Annotated in this window: 18 protein-coding genes; 8 read left to right on the top strand and 10 right to left on the bottom strand. The window is 65.6% G+C overall.

All coding sequences use genetic code 11. The features are described from left to right. Positions 1–35: 35 nt before the first annotated feature. Entirely contained in the window at positions 36–3,659 is a 3,624-nt protein-coding gene (locus IB258_RS04050) for a hydantoinase B/oxoprolinase family protein (RefSeq protein ID WP_192352177.1), read from the top strand. Positions 3,660–3,732: 73 nt separating this feature from the next. Here the strand turns inward: IB258_RS04050 and IB258_RS04045 are convergent, their stop codons facing one another. Further along, complete coding sequence (locus IB258_RS04045) at positions 3,733–4,767, bottom strand: C45 family peptidase (RefSeq protein ID WP_175181009.1); 1,035 nt, start codon at positions 4,765–4,767, stop codon at positions 3,733–3,735. A gap of 167 nt (positions 4,768–4,934) precedes the next feature. Between IB258_RS04045 and glnH the strand changes: the two genes are divergently transcribed. From glnH to glnQ, 3 genes are all read left to right on the top strand, one after another. Then, a complete protein-coding gene (gene glnH, locus IB258_RS04040) occupies positions 4,935–5,687 on the top strand; it encodes a glutamine ABC transporter substrate-binding protein GlnH (protein ID WP_054454063.1) in 753 nt (250 codons plus the stop codon). Positions 5,688–5,830: 143 nt separating this feature from the next. Next, complete coding sequence (gene glnP, locus IB258_RS04035; RefSeq protein ID WP_054454065.1) at positions 5,831–6,487, top strand: glutamine ABC transporter permease GlnP; 657 nt, start codon at positions 5,831–5,833, stop codon at positions 6,485–6,487. After that, positions 6,484–7,212 (top strand): glutamine ABC transporter ATP-binding protein GlnQ, encoded by a 729-nt coding sequence (gene glnQ / locus IB258_RS04030; RefSeq protein ID WP_054454067.1) that lies wholly within the window; start codon positions 6,484–6,486, stop codon positions 7,210–7,212. The genes glnP and glnQ overlap by 4 nt, the downstream gene beginning before the upstream one ends. 47 nt (positions 7,213–7,259) lie before the next feature. Here glnQ and IB258_RS04025 read toward each other — a convergent pair whose 3' ends face one another. From IB258_RS04025 to IB258_RS04005, 5 genes are all read right to left on the bottom strand, one after another. Beyond that, a complete protein-coding gene (locus IB258_RS04025; RefSeq protein WP_054454071.1) occupies positions 7,260–9,557 on the bottom strand; it encodes a bifunctional (p)ppGpp synthetase/guanosine-3',5'-bis(diphosphate) 3'-pyrophosphohydrolase in 2,298 nt (765 codons plus the stop codon). Between the two features lie 21 nt (positions 9,558–9,578). Further along, the gene (gene rpoZ / locus IB258_RS04020; protein WP_006219679.1) at positions 9,579–9,782 is read right to left on the bottom strand and encodes a DNA-directed RNA polymerase subunit omega; all 204 of its coding nucleotides are present in this window, start codon (positions 9,780–9,782) and stop codon (positions 9,579–9,581) included. A gap of 44 nt (positions 9,783–9,826) precedes the next feature. Then, positions 9,827–10,459: a guanylate kinase gene (gene gmk / locus IB258_RS04015; protein ID WP_082400970.1), complete on the bottom strand. Its 633-nt coding sequence runs from the start codon at positions 10,457–10,459 to the stop codon at positions 9,827–9,829. Positions 10,460–10,561: 102 nt separating this feature from the next. Then, positions 10,562–11,479 (bottom strand): c-type cytochrome, encoded by a 918-nt coding sequence (locus IB258_RS04010; RefSeq protein WP_192352176.1) that lies wholly within the window; start codon positions 11,477–11,479, stop codon positions 10,562–10,564. Then, the gene (locus IB258_RS04005) at positions 11,476–12,180 is read right to left on the bottom strand and encodes a c-type cytochrome (RefSeq protein WP_192352175.1); all 705 of its coding nucleotides are present in this window, start codon (positions 12,178–12,180) and stop codon (positions 11,476–11,478) included. Before IB258_RS04005 ends, IB258_RS04010 begins: the two co-directional genes overlap by 4 nt. Positions 12,181–12,512: 332 nt before the next feature. Here IB258_RS04005 and IB258_RS04000 point away from each other — a divergent pair, with 332 nt between their 5' ends. Next, positions 12,513–13,283 (top strand): SDR family oxidoreductase, encoded by a 771-nt coding sequence (locus IB258_RS04000; RefSeq protein ID WP_054454077.1) that lies wholly within the window; start codon positions 12,513–12,515, stop codon positions 13,281–13,283. 100 nt (positions 13,284–13,383) lie between these two features. Here the strand turns inward: IB258_RS04000 and IB258_RS03995 are convergent, their stop codons facing one another. Then, positions 13,384–13,983 carry a C40 family peptidase gene (locus tag IB258_RS03995; protein WP_054454079.1) on the bottom strand — a complete coding sequence of 200 codons (600 nt, stop codon included), beginning with the start codon at positions 13,981–13,983 and terminating at the stop codon, positions 13,384–13,386. A gap of 311 nt (positions 13,984–14,294) precedes the next feature. Between IB258_RS03995 and IB258_RS03990 the strand changes: the two genes are divergently transcribed. Both IB258_RS03990 and IB258_RS03985 read left to right on the top strand, forming a co-directional pair. Beyond that, complete coding sequence (locus tag IB258_RS03990; RefSeq protein ID WP_370539806.1) at positions 14,295–15,794, top strand: AMP nucleosidase; 1,500 nt, start codon at positions 14,295–14,297, stop codon at positions 15,792–15,794. 134 nt (positions 15,795–15,928) lie between these two features. Beyond that, the gene (locus IB258_RS03985) at positions 15,929–17,488 is read left to right on the top strand and encodes an amino acid permease (protein WP_054454080.1); all 1,560 of its coding nucleotides are present in this window, start codon (positions 15,929–15,931) and stop codon (positions 17,486–17,488) included. Positions 17,489–17,495: 7 nt separating this feature from the next. Here the strand turns inward: IB258_RS03985 and IB258_RS03980 are convergent, their stop codons facing one another. From IB258_RS03980 to IB258_RS03970, 3 genes are all read right to left on the bottom strand, one after another. Further along, a complete protein-coding gene (locus IB258_RS03980) occupies positions 17,496–17,780 on the bottom strand; it encodes a DNA-binding transcriptional regulator (RefSeq protein ID WP_082400972.1) in 285 nt (94 codons plus the stop codon). Beyond that, positions 17,777–18,121, bottom strand: a complete 345-nt coding sequence (locus IB258_RS03975) for a type II toxin-antitoxin system RelE/ParE family toxin (RefSeq protein WP_119451589.1) — start codon at positions 18,119–18,121, stop codon at positions 17,777–17,779. The genes IB258_RS03980 and IB258_RS03975 overlap by 4 nt, the downstream gene beginning before the upstream one ends. A 237-nt stretch (positions 18,122–18,358) precedes the next feature. Continuing rightward, positions 18,359–19,291: a YicC/YloC family endoribonuclease gene (locus tag IB258_RS03970; protein ID WP_119451588.1), complete on the bottom strand. Its 933-nt coding sequence runs from the start codon at positions 19,289–19,291 to the stop codon at positions 18,359–18,361. A 181-nt stretch (positions 19,292–19,472) separates the two neighbouring features. On the opposite strand from IB258_RS03970, the gene rph reads away from it, so the two are divergent. After that, positions 19,473–20,207 carry a ribonuclease PH gene (gene rph / locus IB258_RS03965; protein WP_054454085.1) on the top strand — a complete coding sequence of 245 codons (735 nt, stop codon included), beginning with the start codon at positions 19,473–19,475 and terminating at the stop codon, positions 20,205–20,207. Positions 20,208–20,248 lie beyond the last annotated feature (41 nt).

The following is a 20,248-nucleotide window of genomic DNA, read 5'->3' as shown; positions in this document are numbered from 1 at the left end:
GGCGCCGCGGCGACCCTTTGTTTGCAAGGACAGCTATGAAGTGGCAATTCTGGATTGACCGTGGGGGTACCTTTACCGACATCGTGGCGCGTCGCCCCGACGGCACGACCACCACGGCCAAGATGCTCTCGGAAAACCCCGAGCAGTACCGCGACGCAGCCGTGGCCGGCATCCGCAAGTTGCTGGGTATCGCGCCCGGCCAGCCCGTGCCCGCCGACCAGGTCGAGTGCGTGAAGATGGGCACCACGGTGGCCACCAACGCCTTGCTGGAACGCAAGGGCGAGCGCACCTTGCTGGTCACGACGAAGGGGTTCCGCGACGGTCTGCGCATTGCCTACCAGAACCGTCCGCGCCTGTTCGACCGAAATGTCGTCCTGCCCGAGATGCTCTACGAGTCCGTGGTGGAAGCGGATGAGCGCGTGGCGGCCGACGGCGAGGTGATCCGCGAACTGGATCAGGAAGCGCTGCGCACAGCCATGCAGGCCGCCTACGACAGCGGCATCCGCGCCGTGGCCATCGTCTTCATGCACGCCTGGCATGCGCCCGAGCACGAACGCATCGCGGCCCGCATCGCGCGTGAAGTGGGCTTCCCGCAGGTGTCGGCCTCGCACGAGGTCAGCCCGCTGATCAAGTTCGTGTCGCGCGGCGACACCACGGTGGTGGACGCGTATCTGTCGCCCATCCTGAAGCGCTATGTGGACCAGGTGGCCGGCGAACTGCCGGGCATCCGCCTCATGTTCATGCAATCGAGCGGCGGCCTGACGGACGCGCATCGCTTCCGCGGCAAGGACGCCATTCTGTCGGGTCCTGCCGGCGGCATCGTCGGCATGGTGCGCACCAGCGAGATCGCGGGCTTTCCCAAGGTCATCGGCTTCGACATGGGCGGCACTTCCACCGACGTGTCGCATTACGCCGGCGAATTCGAACGCGAATTCGAGACCCAGGTGGCCGGCGTGCGCATGCGCGCACCCATGATGAGCATCCACACCGTGGCGGCGGGCGGCGGCTCGATCCTGCATTTCGACGGCGCGCGTCTGCGCGTGGGTCCGGATTCAGCCGGCGCCAACCCGGGGCCCGCCTGCTACCGCCGCGGCGGCCCGCTGGCGGTGACGGACTGCAACGTCCTCCTGGGCAAGATCCAGCCCGACTTTTTCCCCAAGGTCTTCGGCCCCGAGGCCAATGAACCTCTGGACCGCGATGCGGTCGTGGCGCGCTTTACGGCCATGTCCGACGAAGTGCGCGCCGCCACTGGCCGCGAAATGAGTCCCGAACAGCTGGCCGAAGGCTTCCTGGAAATCGCCGTGGGCAACATGGCCGAGGCCATCAAGCGCATCTCGGTCCAGCGCGGCCACGACGTGACCGAGTACGCGCTGACGGTGTTCGGCGGCGCGGGCGGCCAGCATGCCTGCCTGGTCGCCGACGCGCTGGGCATGACCACGGTGTTTGCGCACCCGCTGGGCGGCGTGCTGTCGGCCTACGGCATGGGCCTGGCCGACCAGACCGACATGCGCCAGAAGACGGTCGAGAAGGTTCTCGATGCCGAACTGATGCTGGCATTGAAGGTCGAATTCGACGAGCTGGCCGGCCAGGCGGTCGGCGAACTGCGCCGCCAGCACGTGGCGGAAAGCGACATCAGCGTGCAGCGCCGCCTGCATCTGAAGTACCGCGGCACGGACACCTCGCTGGAAGTGGCGTACACGGACCTGGAACAGGCGCGCAAGGAATTCGAAGCGGCCTACCGCTTGCGCTATTCCTTCCTGATGCCCAACCGCGAACTGGTGGTGGAAACCATCTCGGTCGAAGCCACGGGCGGCGGCGAGCGCGTCGGCGACGCGTCCGCGGCGCGCGTGCGCGACGGCGCGCTGGCTCCCAGCCGCGTCGTCAGCATGTACAGCGGCGGCGCCTGGCGCGACACGCCCTTGTACGTGCGCGAGGACATGGCGGGCGGCGACGTGGTGGCGGGACCCGCCATCATTTCCGAACCCAACCAGACCACGGTGGTCGAGGCCGGCTGGCAGGCGGAACTCACGGCGCAGGACCACTTCGTGATCCGCCGCGTGGAAGCGCGTCCGGAGCGCCGCGCCATCGGCACGCAGGCCGATCCGGTCATGCTGGAGGTCTTCAACAACCTCTTCATGTCGATCGCAGAGCAGATGGGCTACCGCCTGCAGAACACGGCGTACTCGGTCAACATCAAGGAACGCCTGGACTTCTCTTGCGCGATCTTCGATGCGCAGGCCCGCCTGATCGCCAATGCCCCGCACATGCCGGTGCATCTGGGGTCCATGGGCGAGTCCGTGCGCACGGTCATGAACGCCAACGCCGGCAACATGCAGCCTGGCGACGCCTACGTGGTGAACGATCCGTACCACGGCGGCACGCACTTGCCCGACGTCACGGTCATCACCCCGGTGTTCGACCGCGATGGGCGGGAGATCCTGTTCTACGTCGGTTCGCGCGGCCACCATGCCGACATCGGCGGTACCACGCCGGGCTCCATGCCGCCGGATTCCAAGACGGTGGAAGACGAGGGCGTGCTCTTCACCAACTTCCAGCTGGTGAAGAACGGTGAGTTCCGCGAAGCCGCGGCGCGCGGCATCCTGGGCTCGGGCCGCTGGCCGGCGCGCAATCCGGACCAGAACATCGCCGACATGCACGCGCAGATCGCCGCCAATGAAAAGGGCGTGCAGGAGCTGCTGCGCATGTGCGACCACTTCGGCCTGGACGTGGTCCGGGCCTACATGGGGCACGTGCAGGACAACGCCGAGGAAGCGGTGCGCCGCGTGATCTCGGTGCTGAAGGACGGCAGCTACGAGTACCCGCTGGACAACGGCGCGGTGATCCGCGTGGCCGTTAAGGTGGACACCGAGGCGCGCAGCGCCGTGGTGGACTTCACGGGCACGTCCAACCAGCTGGACAACAACTTCAACGCTCCGGGCGCCATCGCCGTTGCGGCGGTGCTGTACGTGTTCCGCACCTTGGTCAATGACGATATTCCGCTGAACGACGGCTGCCTCGTGCCGCTGTCCATCATCCTGCCGGAAGGCTCGATGCTGCGTCCGAATCCGCCGGCCTCGGTGGTGGCGGGCAACGTGGAAACGTCCATGTGCATCGTCAACGCGTTGTATGGCGCGCTGGGCGTGCTGGCCGCAAGCCAGGGCACGATGAACAACTTCACGTTCGGCAACGCGCGTCATCAGTACTACGAGACCATCTCGGGCGGCACGGGCGCGGGTCCTGTGCGCATCGACGCGGCGGGGCCTCGCGATGAAGGTTTCGCCGGGACCTCGCTGGTGCAGGCGCACATGACCAACTCGCGGCTGACGGACCCCGAAGTGCTGGAGTTCCGTTTCCCGGTGCGTCTGGAATCCTACGAAATCCGCAAGGGCTCGGGCGGCGCCGGCCGCTACCCGGGCGGTGACGGCGGTGTGCGCCGCATCCGTTTCCTGGAGGACATGACCGCCGCCATCCTGTCGAACAACCGCCTGTATGCGCCGTTCGGCCTGGCGGGAGGGCAACCCGGCGCCATGGGACGCAACTCGGTCGAACGCGCCGACGGTTCGGTCCAGGAACTGGGTCCGCAAGACAGCGCACAGCTGCGTCCGGGCGATATCTTCGTCGTCGAAACCCCGGGAGGCGGCGGGTACGGGGCGGTGTAATCCGTCTGCACCGAAAGACAACGGCCGCGTCAGTGATGACGCGGCCGTTGTGTTGATGGGTCAGGCGGCAATCTCACTCCGTATCTGACATCACATCCAGCACGATCTCCGCTCTCGCCTTCCGGTCATACACCCGCAAGGTCACTTCGCTTTCCCCAATTTCAAAGACCGCCGTCGCCAGCGTGTTCTCGTCATCGGGATCATCCGGCGAGGTCCGCAGGATAGGCAGTTCGCCTTCGGTGTCGTGCAGCGCGGCGAGCAGATCCGCGCTGGCGGTCGCGCTGGACCAGCCGTCCACGATGCCCTCGATGCGGTTCTGTCGCGCCCGCGACGAGTCGGTGACGATCTGCGCGATGCCGCCCATGTCGGCATGCACCATGTGATTGGCATGGCCGTAGCGCGTGCCGATCTCCAGGATGGAAACCTCGCCCGGCGCCACTTCCGCGCTGAGCAGGCGGGCGTCGCCGGCCGCGCCCAGGGTGTGGTGAAAGCCGCCGGAGTGCGGTAGGTGCCGCAACAGGCCGAGCGCCTCGTCCAGCGTCGTGCAATCCAGCACCGCGCGCGCCATCAGCATGCGCGGCACGCCGGGATGCCGCTGCCGGATGCGCAGGTTGTTGATGGTCTGCACCAGTCCGGCGCGGTTGGCGCCGAAGGTATGGCCGGGCAGCGAGCCCGGATAGTAGAAGCTGAGGTAGCCGGGCGCGTCTTCCAGCGCCACGTCGACCAGATGGCAGCGCCCGCGCAGATAGGGATCGCCGTCCTCGTTGTGTGCGATCCAGCGCGTGCCGTCGGCCGCTTTCAGCGCGACGGACGTGCAGCCGTCGGTGGTGCTGTGCAGCAGGTCGCCGCGGCAGTTCCACAGCAGCACGTCCTCGATCGGCATGTGCAGGCCCTCGGCCATGCCTTCCAGTTCTTCCCAGATTGCTGGCAGCGCAGCTTGCGCCTGTTGCGCCAGCTCGTCGAGGAAGGCGTGGCCGCGCCATGGCCGCAGCGCGTCCCAGGTGCGGCTTTGGTCCAGGTAGGTCGCCATCAGGGGCCGCGCCAGCTTGCCCAGCGCGAGGCCCGTCTGACGCCGGTTTCCGGCAATGCGTACATGTTTGTAGGCCATGGGAATCCTCCGGGTGTCATGCGGATTGTAAATTTTCCGGCCGCTGCCGGGTGGGGACGTATGCGTTAAGATCGGCGGTAAGCCGTGCCGGAGACCCCGGCGCAGCCCAGGAATCATGCCCCTACAACAACCCCGGGGTGCCGACTGGTCCCCAAGAGGAGAGTTTCATGATCAAACGCAAAGTCGCCGCCGCACTGGTCGGCCTGTCCGTGGCCATGTTCGGTGCCGTCTCAGGCGCGCATGCCCAAGGCAAGGAATTGGTGGTGGCCACCGATACCGCTTTCGTGCCGTTCGAGTTCAAGCAGGGTAATACCTACGTGGGCTTCGACGTGGATCTGTGGGCGGCCATCGCCAAGGAACTCAACCTCAAGTACAAGCTGCAGCCCATGGACTTCGCGGGCATCATCCCGGGCCTGCAAACCAAGAACATCGACGCGGCGCTGGCCGGCATCACGATCCGCGACGACCGCAAGAAGGTCATCGACTTCTCCGATCCCTACTACGAAAGCGGCCTGGCGATCCTGGTCGGCGAAAAGAACACGGACATCAAGGACGCCAAGTCCCTGGCCGGCAAGACCGTCGCGGTCAAGACCGGCACCGCCACCGTGGACTTCCTGAAGGCGCAGGTGCCGGATGCGAAGCTCAAGCTGTTCCCGAACATCGACAACGCCTATCTGGAACTGGCTACCGGCCGCGTCGACGCCGCGGTGCACGACACGCCCAATGTCCAGTACTACGCCAACACCGCCGGCAAGGGCCGCGTGAAGGTGGTCGGCTCGGTCAAGAGCGGCGACTTCTACGGCATCGCCTTCCCCAAGGGCAGCGATCTGGTGCCGCAGGTGAACAAGGCGCTGGCCACGCTGAAGGCCAACGGCCAGTACGACGCCATCTATACCAAGTGGTTCGGCAAGAAGCCCTGAGCATCCGGGTCCGCATTGCATTCCGGGACCGCCCGGCATCGGCCTGCGCCGGCTGATGCCGGCAGCTACGCCGCAGTCGGGCGTATGGTCCCGCGCCGCTCCCGCCGCGCTACGGCGCGGCGCCGCGCCATAGGGGGAATATCGTGGAGTTTGACTGGACTGTAATCAGGGACGCGCTACCCAATCTGCTCGAGGGTACGCTGATGACCATCAAGATCACGTTCTGGGGCTTGTTCGGCGGTTTTTTGCTGGGCGCGCTGTCCGGCGTGACAAGGGCTTACGGACATCCCATCCTGTCGGCCATCGCGCAGGTCTACGTCGCGGTCATCCGCGGCACGCCGATCGTGGTGCAGGTGATGTTCATCTATTTCGCCTTGCCCCTGCTGGCGAACATCCGGGTGGACGCGGAGTGGGCGGCCATCGTCACGCTCATCATCAATTCCGGGGCCTACATTTCCGAGATCGTGCGCGGCGCGCTGTTGTCCGTGCACAAGGGCCTGAAGGAAGCCGGCCAAGCCATGGGGCTGCCGTTCCACAAGATCCTCTTCCACATCATCGGGCCGGTGGCGTTCCGCCGCATGATTCCGCCGCTGGGCAACCAGTGCATCATCAGCCTGAAGGATTCTTCGCTCTTCATCGTGATCGGCGTGGCCGAACTGACCCGGCAGGGCCAGGAAATCATGGCCAGCAACTTTCGCGCCGTCGAGATCTGGTCGGCGGTGGCGATCGTCTACCTGATCCTGACCGGCCTGATGGCGTTGGGCCTGCATCTGATTGAAAGAAGGATGCGCATACTATGAGCATGGTTGAATTCCACAACGTCACCAAGACTTTCGGCGAGTCCGTGGTGCTCAACGGGATCTCGCTGAACATCGACGCGGGCGAGGTCGTGGTGGTGGTTGGGCCCTCGGGTTCGGGCAAGTCCACCTTCCTGCGTTGCATCAACGTGCTTGAAACCATCAACGATGGCGATTTGCTGGTCGATGGACTGAGCGTGAACGGCGGGGCCGCGCAAGTGCGCGAAATCCGGCGCGAGGCGGGCATGGTGTTTCAGCAGTTCAATCTGTTCCCGCAGATGACGGCGCTGGAAAACGTCATGTTCGGCCCGATCCATACCCGTGGGCAAAGCCGCGCCGAGGCGCGTGAGCTGGCCGAAAGCCTGCTGGCCAAGGTCGGCCTGGCCGAGCGCATGGACCACTATCCGTCCGAGCTTTCAGGCGGCCAGCAGCAGCGCGTGGCGATTGCGCGGGCGCTGGCCATCAAGCCCAAGCTGATGCTGTTCGACGAGCCCACGTCGGCGCTGGATCCGGAGCTGCGCCACGAGGTGCTCAAAGTCATGCGCGACCTGGCCGAGGAGGGCATGACCATGGTCGTGGTCACGCATGAGATGGAGTTCGCGCGCAAGGTGGGCAGCCGCCTGATCTTCATCGACGCGGGCAAGATCGCGCATGACGGGCCGCCTGGCGAATTGCTGAGCAATCCGCCCAGTCAGCGGCTCAAGGATTTTCTGCAGCACGTGACCTGAGCAGAGCAGTGCAGGGCTGGCGATTCAGCCCTGCACTGAAGAACTGCTCAACCCTTCACGCGCACGATCTTCTGCACTTGCGGCACGTGCCGGATGGCGCGGATCACCTGCGCCAGGTGCTTGCGGCTGTCGACCTGGATCGTCAGATGGAGCGACACCGTGGCGACCGCGTCGTCGTGCATGGTGACGTGCACGATGTTGGCGTCGGCCGCCGTGACTTCCGCCGCCAGCCGGCCCAGCACGCCGCGTTCGTTGCGCGTGACGATGTCCAGGCGCGTGGCCAGGTGCTTGGCGGTGTTGTTGGGGTCCCAGGCGACGTTGATCCAGCGTTCTGGTTCGCGCAGGCGCTGGCGCATGGCCACCGGGCAATCGGCGGTGTGCACCACCAGTCCGTGTCCCATGCGCATGCCGGCGATGATGGGGTCGCCCGGCAGCGGGCCGCAGCAAGGCGCCAATTGCACCGCCTGGCCCTCATTGCCCTGGATCAGGATGGGGGCGCTGCGCGCCGAGGTCAGCTCGTCCACGGCAGCGGCCGTGGTTGCGACCAACTGGTGTTCGGGCGCGAAGCGGCGCGCCACCACGGCGGCCAGGCGCTTGCCCAGGCCGATGTCGGCCAGGATTTCCTCGCGCGAGCTGGCGCCGGTGCTGCGCGCCAGCTTCTGCCAGGCCGGGTCGTCGGTGGCGGGCAGGGGCATGTGCAGCTCTTGCAGCGCCTGGCCCAGCAGGCGTTCGCCGAAGGCCACCGATTCTTCGTACTTGACTGTGCGCAGGTAGTGGCGGATTTCAGAGCGCGCGCGGCCGGTGCGCACGTAGTTCAGCCATTGCGCGTTCGGACGGGAGGCGGGGGATGTGACGATTTCCACCGTGTCGCCGCTGTTGAGTTCGGTGCGCAACGGCACGAACTCGCCGTTGACCTTGGCGGCCACCGCCTGGTTGCCGATGTCGGTGTGGATCGCGTAGGCGAAGTCCACCGGCGTCGCGCCGCGGGGCAGCGAAATGATCTTGCCGCGCGGCGTGAACACGTAGACCGCGTCGGGGAACAGATCGACCTTGACGTGCTCCAGGAATTCGCCGGAATCGCCGGTCTGGCTCTGGATGTCCAGCAGCGATTGCAGCCACTGGTGGGTGCGCTTCTGCAGGTCGTTGAGGGTCAGGTCCGCGCCCTTGTAGAGCCAGTGCGAGGCCACGCCTTCTTCCGCAACGTGATGCATGTCGCGGGTGCGGAACTGGAACTCTACCGGTGTGCCGTAGGGGCCGACGAGCGTCGTGTGCAGGGACTGGTAGCCGTTCACCTTGGGGATGGCGATGTAGTCCTTGAACTTGCCGGGCACGGGCCGGTAGAGCTGATGCAGCGTGCCCAGCGCCAGGTAGCACTCGGGCAGGGTGTGCACGATGACCCGGAAACCGTAGATGTCCAGGACGTCGGAGAACGACTTCTTCTGGTCGACCATCTTGCGGTAGATGCCGTAGAGCGTCTTCTCGCGGCCGGTGACCTCGGCTTCGATGCCGGCGGCGGGCAGCGAAGCCCGCACCGAATCGGCGATCTTGGTGATGACCTCGCGGCGGTTGCCGCGCGCGGCCAGCACGGCCTTGTACAGCACCTGATAGCGGTTCGGGTACATGGCCGCAAAGCACAGGTCCTGCAGTTCGCGGAACAGCAGGTTCAGGCCCAGGCGATGCGCGATAGGCGCGTAGATGTCCAGTGTTTCGCGCGCGATGCGGCGGCGCTTTTCCGGATTGACCGCGTCCAGCGTGCGCATATTGTGCAGGCGGTCGGCCAGCTTGATGAGGATGACGCGCACGTCGCGCGCCATCGCCAGCAGCATCTTGCGGAAGCTCTCGGCCTGTTGTTCGGCCTTGGTGGCGAAGTCCAGGCGGTCCAGCTTGGACAGGCCGTCGACCAGTTCTGCGACTTCAGGGCCGAATTTCTCGGCCAGCTCATGCTTGGCGATGCCCTGGTCTTCCATCACGTCGTGCAGCAGGGCGGCGGACAACGCGTTGACGTCGAGCTTCCAGCCTGCGCAGATTTCGGTGACGGCGATGGGGTGAGAGATGTAGGGCGAACCGCTGGCGCGGAACTGGCCCAGATGCGCCTGGTCCGCGAAGCGATAGGCTTCGCGCACGCGCTCTACGTCTTTCTTGTCGAGATAGCTGCCGATGATTTCGGTCAGCGGCGCCAGCGAAGCGACCGGCGAGGCGGTCGCGTCCGCCGCTTCTTGCGCGGCGACGGACGGTGGCGTGGGGGGAGTCTTGTCTTTCTTGCCGGTGCGGCGCCCGAGACGGGAGCCGGCACGCAGTGCGGCAAGCAGACCTGATGAAGCGTACTTCAGCCCGGGAAAAGCCATGCTTGCCGCCCCCGGAGATTATCAGGTGGGTACTTTACGCAGCATTTCCACGCCGGTGAGGCCGCCCGCGATTTCGCGCAGGGCAGTGACCGTGGGCTTGTCTTTGCTGTCCAGGCGCGGGGCATGGCCTTGCGCCAACTCGCGGGCGCGGTAGGTCGCGGCCAGCGTGAGCTTGAAACGATTGGGGATTTGATTCAGACAGTCTTCGACGGTAATGCGAGCCATTAGGACACCTGGTGCTGATGGAGGATAGGGAGAATGCGTTCGGCTCAGTGCTCGGCCGGGATGCCCAGCTGCGAGAACAACTGGCTGTGGCGGGCGGCCTGAGACGAAAAGCGCAGCCGTGCGGCGCTGACTATTTGAGTCAATTCCGACAAGGCCACGCTAAATTCTTGATTAATAATAACATATTCGCATTCAGGCGCGTGGGCGATTTCGCCGCCCGCGGCCATCAGGCGGCGCGCGATCACCTGGGGCGCGTCCTGGCCGCGCGCCTTGAGCCGGCTTTCGAGTTCATCGATGGACGGCGGCAGCACGAACACGCCGATCGCGCCGGGGAAGCGCTGCTTCACCTGGCGCGCGCCTTGCCAGTCGATCTCCAGCAGCACGTCGCGGCCGGCGCGCGTGGCTTCGTCGATGCGGTCTCGCGGCGTGCCGTAAAAGTTGCCATGCACTTCCGCCCATTCCAGCAGGTTGTTGCCCTCGCGCAGAAGCTTGAATTCGTCCGTGGACACGAAGCGGTATTCGCGGCCGTCTTCCTCGCCGGGGCGGGGCGCGCGGGTGGTGCAGGAAATGGAGAGCAGGATGGAGGGGTCTTGCTGGAGCAAGGCCTTGACCAGGCTGGACTTGCCGGCGCCGCTGGGCGCGACGACCATGAAGACGTTTCCGGGATTGGCGGACATGAATGTGGCAGGCGTGTGATGCTAAGACACGAAGAATAACAAATCACGCGGCCGGGCAGGGGGGAACCCGCAAGCCGGCCGCGTGATCTGCGCCTGCCGGACTCAGCCGCCAGCCTTGGCGGCGGCCTGGGTCAGCTTGCCGCCGGCTGGCGGCGAGTCGCTGCCCAGCAAATGGCCGTTGACCTCGATACCGTAAAGCGAGTCGTCGGAGTCGTGGTACTTGGCCCGGGTCGCGGCGACAGACTCTGTATAGCGCGGATCCTGCGGACGTTCGTGCGCATTCATGAAGTAGGCGACGTCCCAGGCTTCCTGGTCGCTCAGCATGCCGGCCTGTCCGAGCGGCATGTTGGCCTTGATGAAGCCGGCGGCATTGCCGATCTGGTGCATGCCCGCGCCCCAGTTGAAGGAGTCCGCGCCCCACAGGGCGGGGAACACCCAGTGCTTGCCGTTCTTTTGGCCTTGGCCCTCGGCCCCGTGGCAGACCGCGCAGTATTGCGCATAGACCTCGCTGCCGCGCAGGTAGTCGGCCTTCTTGGCTGGCGCGGGCAGCTTGCGGTAGCCCTGGCCCTCCAGCACCACGCCGGTGGGCGCCTTGCTGGCCAGCCAGAACATATAGGTCTGCAGCGCGGTCAGGGTGGGATCGTCCGCGGCGGGCGCCTTGCCATTCATGCTGAAGCGGAAACACCCTTGCAGGCGTTCGGCCAGGGTGTTGACGTGGCCGTTCTTGGCGCGATAGGCGGGGTAGAGCACGTAGGCAGCCCACATAGGCGCGGAGTCCGGCCGACGGCCGGCGTCCAGGTGGCAGCTGACGCAGTTCAGGTTGTTGCCGACAAACTTGGCGGCGTTCTGCGGGGTGTGCAGGAAGATCTGTTCGCCTTCGCGCACGGCTTTGCCGAAATCGTTGTCGGGGATGGACGCGGCCGACGGCGGCGTGAAGGACGGGCGGGGTTCGGCCGCAAACGTGGCGGCGGACGCGAACAGACAGGCGGCGAACAGCAGGCGCAGGCTGGTGGCGGTCATTGCTGGGCTCCCGCGGCGGTGTTGGCTTGCGCGGCAAGCTGGTCGGCGGCCTTGGGCAGGCCTGCATAGTAGGCGGAGACGGCGTCGATCTCGGCGCTGGACAGGCGCGTGGCCACGGCCGGCATCAGGCCCAGCGGACCCGGAGGGCGCTGGCCTTGCTGCCAGGCGCGCAGTTGGCCCGCGATGTAGGCAGCGGGCTGGCCCGCCAAGGCGGGGAAATTCGCGCCGACGCCGATGCCGCCCGGCCCGTGGCACTGGTTGCAGGCGGGCACGTTCTTGTCCCAGGCGCCGCGGGTGGCCAGCCAGGCGCCGGTGTCGGCCGGCTTGGCAGGATGCATGGCGGTGGCGGCCAGTTTGTCGATGTCCAGCGCGGAAGGCAGCGAGGCGTAGTACTGCGCCACAGCCTTGCGCTGCGCCGGGTCCAGCGCCTTGGCGGTGGCGGCCATGACCGGGCTGACGCGCGAGCCATTGGCCATGGCTTCGAGCTGTTCGTCCAGGTACGCACTGCCCATGCCGGCCAGTTGCGGAAAGCCGGCGGCGGGATTGCCCTCGCCACGGGCGCCGTGGCAGGTGATACAGGCGGGCGCGCCGTTGGCGCCCTGGGTGCTGATCTGCTTGCCGTCGGGCGCGCTTTGCGCACCGACCGAGGCGGCGTACAACGCGCTCAGGACCAGTGCGGCGGGTAGGGACCGTGGGGTCATAGAACCTGCTCCGTGGGTGTTATTGGATTTTTGGTAATAAGCTAATTTCCAGGAATTATATAAAGACTTGTGACGGATCAACACGGGATTGTCGACCCTGTGGCATGCGTTGCGCAGATTTTTCTGCGCGGAATAGCTGAGCGGGCGCGGATCCGTCGGTCGCGATCGGTGCAGGAAAAACGGGTCTTCCGGCGCATTCGGCAGCTTGTCCATGCCGGGTAATTTTTGCTTGCGTGTGACGAGTTCGAATGTGTCACGGCTGGAACCTTCGCTTGCAGCATGCCCAGAATGATTGGGGTAGCATTCCGCCGATCGATAACAAGGAGAATCCGATGCAAGCGAACGAGATCGAACACCCGCGCGTGGCGCTGGTCACCGGCGCCGGTACCGGCATAGGCCGCGCGGTGGCGCTGGAATTCCTGGCGCAAGGCTATCGGGTCGTGTTGGCCGGCCGTCGCCGCGAACCGCTGGAAGCCACCCGCACCGCGGCGGGCGAGGACGGCGTGAGGGCGCTGGTGGTGCCCACGGATGTATCCGACGAGCAGGCCGTGCGCGAACTATTCGATGCGGCGCAGCGCGAATATGGCCGGCTGGACGTGCTGTTCAACAATGCCGGCCGCGGCGCGCCCGCGATGCCGATCGAGGAGTTGCCCGTATCGCTGTGGCGCGAGGTGGTGGACACCAACCTGACCGGCATGTTCCTGTGCGCGCAAGCCGCCATTCGCGTGATGAAGGCGCAGAATCCGCGTGGCGGGCGCATCATCAACAACGGTTCGATCTCGGCGCATGCGCCGCGTCCGTTCTCCATCGCCTACACCGCCACCAAGCACGCGGTGACCGGGCTGACCAAGTCCATTTCGCTGGATTGCCGGCCCTACAACATCGCTTGCGGCCAGATCGACATCGGCAATGCCGCCACCGACATGACCGAACGCATGGCCGCAGGCATCCTGCAGGCGGACGGCAGCACCAAGGTGGAGCCGCGCATGGACGTGGCTCACGTGGCGCAGGCGGTGGCCGCCATGGCGCGCCTGCCGCTGGAGGCCAACGTGCAGTTCATGACCATCATGGCGACCAACATGCCCTTCGTGGGCCGGGGCTGAAACGCGGCAAGCCTGCGGCGGCGCGTCCTTGCTGGACTGGCCGCGGCAGGCTGTGGTGCCTCCCCCAGGGGCGTCGGCAGCGACGCCCCGATTTTTTCCGTCAGCGGGCGGAAGCCTGGGCCAGCATCTGGCCCGGTTGCATATCCAGATAGCGCCGGGCGCCGACGTAGCGCTTGGTCCAGTACGAATTCTTCATTTCGTCCACACGCACCTTGGTGCCGCGGCGCGGAGCGTGGACAAACTTGTTCTGGCCGATGTAGATGCCGACGTGCGAGGTCACGCCGCGGCCGCGCGTGGCGAAGAACACCAGGTCGCCGGGGCGCAGATCCTGCTTGTTGGCGACGGATTCGCCAGCGGTGCGTTGAGCGCGCGCCGTGCGAGGCAGCTCCAGGCCGGCGATTTCACGGAAGACGTGCAGGACCAGTCCGCTGCAATCGAAACCGTCGGCATCGTCGCCGCCCCAGCTATAGGGGGTGCCGATGGCATCCAGGCCGGCTTGCACGACACGGTCGCGCAGGGTGGGGACGGTGGGTTCCTGGGCCAGGCGCAGGCCGGTAAGCGAGGGGCGGGCCTGCTCGGAGCGGACGGACGCCTGAGCGGCGTCGGGAATCCAGGAAAGGGTCAGGGCGATGATGGGCGCTGACAGGAATACGGGAATGCGTAGTTGGGCAATTCGGGCTTTTCGCGTGGGCGGCGTCATTACGTCACTTCAAGAATCGGAGTGGGCGGCATGGCTTTGCCTGGACAGGCAAGCCGGCGGAAAGGGGGGCAACACCGGGACGTAAAACCCCGGACTGCCATGTGATTGTAATGGAATAATGTTTCATTACATTTGTAGTGCAATGCAGCATTCTTGTCGGTGGAAGTTACGGCGCGCGCAGCTTCCCGGGCCGTCGAATATGACACTTCATCTGGCGCGGGCTCGGGCATAATCGTCGCAATCGGCCCTGCGGCCCGGCAAGCCGGCAGCGGCCGCGGTTACAGATAAGATGAGAAGCGGAGTAAAGCTCGATGATGAACGCAGTGCACCCTTTGTCTTCCATGAGCCGGCCAGAAGCCTTGCCCTTCGAGCCGTTCCAGGATGCGGTGGCGGCAGTGGAGCGCCTGATCGAAATCTATGCGCGCAATACCGCATTCCTGCGCGCCGCCTTCCGTGAAGTGCTGAAAGGCTCGACCAACGGCCGCGAGCGCGCCCGAGCCTACTACCCGGCCATCCGCATCGTGGTGGAAACCTACGATCCGATCGATACCCGGCTGTCCTACGGCCATGTCGCCGAACCGGGCATTTACCAGACCACCATCACCCAGCCCGCGCTGTTTCGCGACTACCTGATAGAGCAGGTCAGCCAACTGCTGCAGAACCACCGCGTGGCGGTCGAAGTCGGCGAGTCCGATTCGCCCATTCCGCTGCATTTCGCCTTCCCCGAGGGCGCCTACGTCGAGGGCGAGCACCTGGAGGCACTCAAGCGGCCCCTGCGCGACCTGTTCGACGTGCCCGACCTGGCGGTGACGGACGATGCCATCGTCAACGGTTCCTGGCGCGGCAAGGAGGGCGAGCCCAAGCCGCTGGCGCCTTTTACGGCCCAGCGCGTGGACTATTCGCTGCACCGCTTGCAGCACTACACCTCGACCGCGCCCGCGCATTTCCAGAATTTCGTGCTGTTCACCAACTACCAGTTCTACGTGGACGAGTTCTGCTCCCGCGCCCGCGCGCTCATGGCCAGCGGCAACGAAGACTACGAAATGCTGGTGGAGCCGGGCAACCGCATCACGCGCCGGGGCGAAAGCGGCCCGGGCGACGAGGACCAGGCGGTCCGCCTGCCGCAGATGCCGGCCTACCACCTGGTGCGCGGCGACCATTCGGGCATCACGCTGGTGAACATCGGCGTGGGACCGTCCAACGCCAAGACCATTACCGACCACATCGCCGTACTGCGCCCGCACGCCTGGCTGATGCTGGGCCACTGCGCGGGCCTGCGCGATTCGCAGCGCCTGGGCGACTACGTCTTGGCTCATGGCTATGTGCGCGAGGACCACGTGCTGGACGCCGACCTGCCGACCTGGGTGCCGGTGCCCGCGCTGGCCGAGGTGCAGGTGGCGCTGGAGCAGGCGGTCGAAGAAGTGGCCGGGCTGTCGGGCTGGGATCTGAAGCGCATCATGCGCACGGGCACGGTCGCCACCATCGACAATCGCAATTGGGAACTGCGTGATCATCTGGAACTGGTGGAGCGTTTTGCGCAGTCCCGCGCGATTGCGCTGGACATGGAATCCGCCACCATCGCGGCCAACGGCTTCCGCTTCCGCGTGCCGTACGGCACCTTGCTGTGCGTGTCGGACAAGCCTTTGCATGGCGAACTGAAGCTGCCCGGCATGGCCAGCGCCTTCTACCGCCGCCAGGTGAATCAACATCTGGAAATCGGCATCCGCGCCCTGGAGCGGCTGCGCGACATGCCGCCGGAACGCCTGCATTCGCGCAAGCTGCGCACCTTCATGGAAACGGCGTTTCAATAGGTTCGTCGATCCGTCCCCGAGGCCGTCCGATTTCACCGGATGGGGCCTCTTGCGCTATTCTCGCCGGTTGCTTGGAAATTCCCAGGCACCTGGCGTTGCGCACAGGTGCCTTCATGACCTGAAGGAAATGCATTTTGGCACCATCGGAACACGATGAACGTCGCTCAGGCGGCACGCGCGAGGCGAAGGCGAACCCGCCTTCCGAACTGCGCCGCACGCTGTCCGCGCGCCACCTGACCATGATTGCGGTGGGCGGGTCCATCGGCACCGGCCTGTTCGTGGCTTCCGGCGCGACCATCGCCAAGGCCGGCCCCGGCGGGGCGCTGCTGGGCTACGTGCTGATCGGCATCATGGTCTATTTCCTGATGACCAGCCTGGGCGAACTGGCCGCCGCGATGCCGGTTTCCGGTTCATTTTCCACTTACGGCGCGCGCTATGTCGAGGACGGCTTCGGCTTCGCCCTGGGCTGGAACTATTGGTACAACTGGGCGGTGACCGTGGCGGTGGACCTGGTGGCGGCGCAACTGGTCATGGCCTACTGGTTTCCCGACGTGCCGGGTTTCTATTGGAGCGCCTTGTTCCTGGCGATCACCTTCGGCCTGAACGCCATGTCGGCGCGCGGCTTCGGCGAGGCAGAGTTCTGGTTCGCGCTGATCAAGGTGATCGCGGTGCTGGCGTTCGTGGCCATGGGCGTGATGATGCTGCTGGGCATCATCCGGGGCGGAGAAACGGGCGGCCTGGCCAACTGGACCGTGGGCGATGCGCCGTTCTCAGGCGGCTTCGCGGCGCTGATCGGCGTGGCCATGGTGGTGGGCTTTTCGTTCCAGGGTACCGAGCTCATCGGCATCGCCGCCGGCGAATCCAAGGACCCGGCGCGCAACCTGCCGCGCGCGGTGCGCCAGGTCTTCTGGCGCATCCTGCTGTTCTACGTGGCGGCCATCCTGGTCATCGGCCTCTTGATTCCCTATACCGACCCGCACCTGTTGCGCAACGAGGTCGAGGACATCAGCGTCAGTCCCTTCGCGCTGATCTTCGAACGGGCCGGCCTCCTGGGGGCGGCTTCGGTCATGAACGCGGTGGTGCTGACGTCGGTATTGTCGGCGGGCAATTCCGGCATGTACGCGGCTACACGCATGCTTTACAGCCTGGCCCGCGAAGGCAAGGCGCCGCGCATCTTCGGCCGCATCTCGCGCAGCGGCGTGCCGCTGTGGGCGCTGCTGGCGACGACGGTCGTGGCGGCGCTGTGTTTTTTCACCTTCATTTTCAGCCCCAACGCCGTCTACATCTGGCTGCTGAACACCTCCGGGATGACGGGCTTCATCGCCTGGCTGGGCATCGCCATCAGCCACTACCGGTTCCGCCGCGGCTACGTGAAGCAGGGCCATAACCTGGCCGATCTGCCGTATGTGTCGCCGTTCTTCCCGTTCGGGCCGATCTTCGCTTTCGTGCTCTGCCTGATCATCACCCTGGGGCAGAACTACCAGGCGTTCCTGCAGGACAAGATCGATTGGGGCGGCGTGGTCGCGACCTACATCGGGATTCCGCTGTTCCTGCTGATCTGGGCCGGCTACCGGCTGGCGCGCGGCTCGCGCTTCGTGAACTACCGGGACATGCATTTCCCGGATGCGCGGGCGCGTAGTGCTTATCTGGATTCAGCGCTGCGGGGCGAGCCTGCGGCGGGCGAGGCGAGGTGAGGGCTGGTCAAGCCAACGCTTCGATGACGGCCTCAGGGTTCCGTTCGATGACGTTAAGTAGTACCAGGGCAGGGCCGCGCGGTGAGCGATCACCGCGTTCCCAATGTCGCAGCGTGGCAGTCGAAAAGCCGAATCGGGCTGCGAATTGTTCCTGGGTCATTCCGACTTTGGCGCGTACGGCTTTGACGTCAACCTCGCGGGGGCGATGCAGGCGAACGCCGCGTGTATCTCCCTGCGCGTGGGCAATCGCTTCTTGCAAGCCTTGCTTGATGCCGTCGAATGCAGTGCTCATGATCTTGTTTGTCCTTTCCAGATATTCACCAGCAAAGTCACCATGCCGGCTAGCTCGTTGCGTTGGGCCTTAGTCAGATTGGCTTTATCGTTTTTCGCAAAAAGCGTCAGCAAATATAGCGGCATAAGATCATCGTGGTAGTAATAGATGATGCGCGCGCCGCCGCTCTTGCCTTGCCCGCTACGACGCCAGCGCAATTTGCGGACTCCACCGGTGCCCTCCATGATGTCTCCCGCCTTCGGATGCCCGGCCAGGTAGTCAACCAGGTCTTGACGCTCGTTTGGCAGCAATAGTCTGTCGGCAAGACGAATGTAATAGGGCAGTTCCGCAATGCCATGCATGGTTTGTCGCAAAGTTAATTCTAATCCATTGGATTAGTTCGGCAAGGTCAGACTTCCGGCATCGAGGCCAGGACGCAAGCACGTATATCAACAGCTACAGGCCAATGCGGGGCGGGCGAGCCCTTAAAACCAGACGAAAAGCAGCCCTTACGTACTGGATCATCCATCCAGCAGGTAAGGGCTGCTTTTTTTTACCCAGGATCCGGCGCCCATTCAGAGGCGCCATCGCGTATCCCGCTATTCGATGTTCTGCGCCTGTTCCCGCATCTGCTCGATCAGCAGCTTCAGGTCCATGGCGGCGCGGGTGACTTCCATGCTGCCGGCCTTGGAGCCCAAAGTGTTGGCTTCGCGGTTCATTTCCTGGAACAGGAAGTCCAGGCGCTTGCCCGCGCTGCCGGCGTTCTTTTTGCCGGAGGCGGGTTTGCCGCCGCCGTCGCCCAGCAGGTGGCGCAGTTCTTCCAGGTGCGAGCGCAGGCGGGAGAGTTCTTCGGCCACATCGATGCGCAGGGCGAACAGGTTGGCTTCCTGGGACAGGCGTTCGGACAGTTCCGCGCCGGAAATGTGGGTGAAGCCGCCGGGGAAGGCGGATTCCACGCTTTCGCGCAGCTTGGAAGCCAGCTTGTCGCGGTGGTCCGCCAGCAGTTGGGGCAGGTGCGCCTGCACCAGCTCGACGATGCGCGCGACGCCGTCGGCGCATTCGCGCATCATGCCGGCCAGGCGTTCGCCTTCGCGCGCGCGGCCTTCCTGCAGCTGGGTCAGGGCCTGCTGGGCGGCCTGCATGCAGGCGGCGCCCCAGACTTGCGGGTCGAGCGCGTCGTTGGCGCGCTGGCCCGGCCAGTTGAACAGTTCCACCAGGCGCGGGGCGGCGATGTCGGGGAGGATGCGGCGCGCGGCCTGCAGCTGTTCGGCCAGGCTTTCGAGCCAGGCCGGTTCCAGCTTGGACAGGTCGGTGCTGGCGTTGCGCGTGTAGGAGACGCGGATTTCGACCTTGCCGCGCGCCAGATTGGCGGTCAGCAATTCGCGCAGCGGCGTTTCCACGTGGCGCAATTCGTCGGGCAGGCGGAAGTAGAGGTCAAGGAAGCGGCTGTTGACGCTGCGGAATTCGAGCGCAAGCGTGCCTTGCTCGAGATCAGCGCGGGCGTTGCCGAAGGCGGTCATGCTGCGAATCATGATGTGCGTGTCCTGGTAATGCTTTTTATTGGGAACCGGCGGGTGTGCGCGCCAGCCGGTTTTTCGGCGCGGACCCTTTCATTTGTACCGGTTATATCGCGGCAGGATACTCCAAGCGGCGTTTTCCTGCGGCGCCACCCCGTACAATGCGGCGGATCTAAGCCACGTCTGGAGTTTGCCTGTGACCACTACCCCCGCCATCGCCCGTCCTTCGGGCCGCGCCGTCGACGAACTGCGGCCGTTCAGCCTGGAGCGCGGGTTCACGCGCTACGCCGAAGGTTCGGTGCTGGTGAAGGCCGGCAACACCCATGTGCTGTGCACGGCCAGCGTACTTGAGAAGGTACCGCCTTTTCTGAAGGGCAAGGGGGAAGGCTGGGTAACGGCTGAATACGGCATGTTGCCGCGCGCCACCCATACGCGCGGCGACCGCGAGGCCGCGCGCGGCAAGCAGAGCGGCCGCACCCAGGAAATCCAGCGCCTGATCGGCCGCAGCCTGCGGGCCGTGTTCGACATGAAGGCGCTGGGCGAACGCACGCTGCACCTGGACTGCGACGTGCTGCAGGCCGACGGTGGCACGCGCTGCGCCAGCATTACCGGCGCCTGGGTGGCCGCGGCCGACGCCGTCGCGTTGCTGATGCAGCGCGGCGACCTCGCCGCGAACCCGATCCGCGATGCGGTGGCAGCGGTGTCGGTCGGCTTGGTACAAGGTCGCGCGGTGCTGGACCTGGATTACGAGGAAGACTCGGCCTGCGACGCCGACGTAAACGTGATCATGACCGGCAGCGGCGCATTCGTGGAAGTGCAGGGCACGGGCGAGGGCGCCACCTTCACCCGCGCGGAACTGGACACGATGCTGGTGTTGGCCGAAAGCGGCATCGCCGGCCTGGTGCGGGCGCAGCGCGCGGCGCTGGCCTGATCGGCGCCAAAAGAAACGGGTTGGACGCGCACCCCGCGGCC

Source organism: Achromobacter sp. ACM02 (assembly GCF_014851605.1).
In the GTDB taxonomy this organism is placed as follows: domain Bacteria; phylum Pseudomonadota; class Gammaproteobacteria; order Burkholderiales; family Burkholderiaceae_B; genus Achromobacter; species Achromobacter aegrifaciens.
The sequence above is the reverse complement of the archived record's forward strand: the minus strand, read 5'-3'. Positions and strand labels throughout refer to the sequence as shown.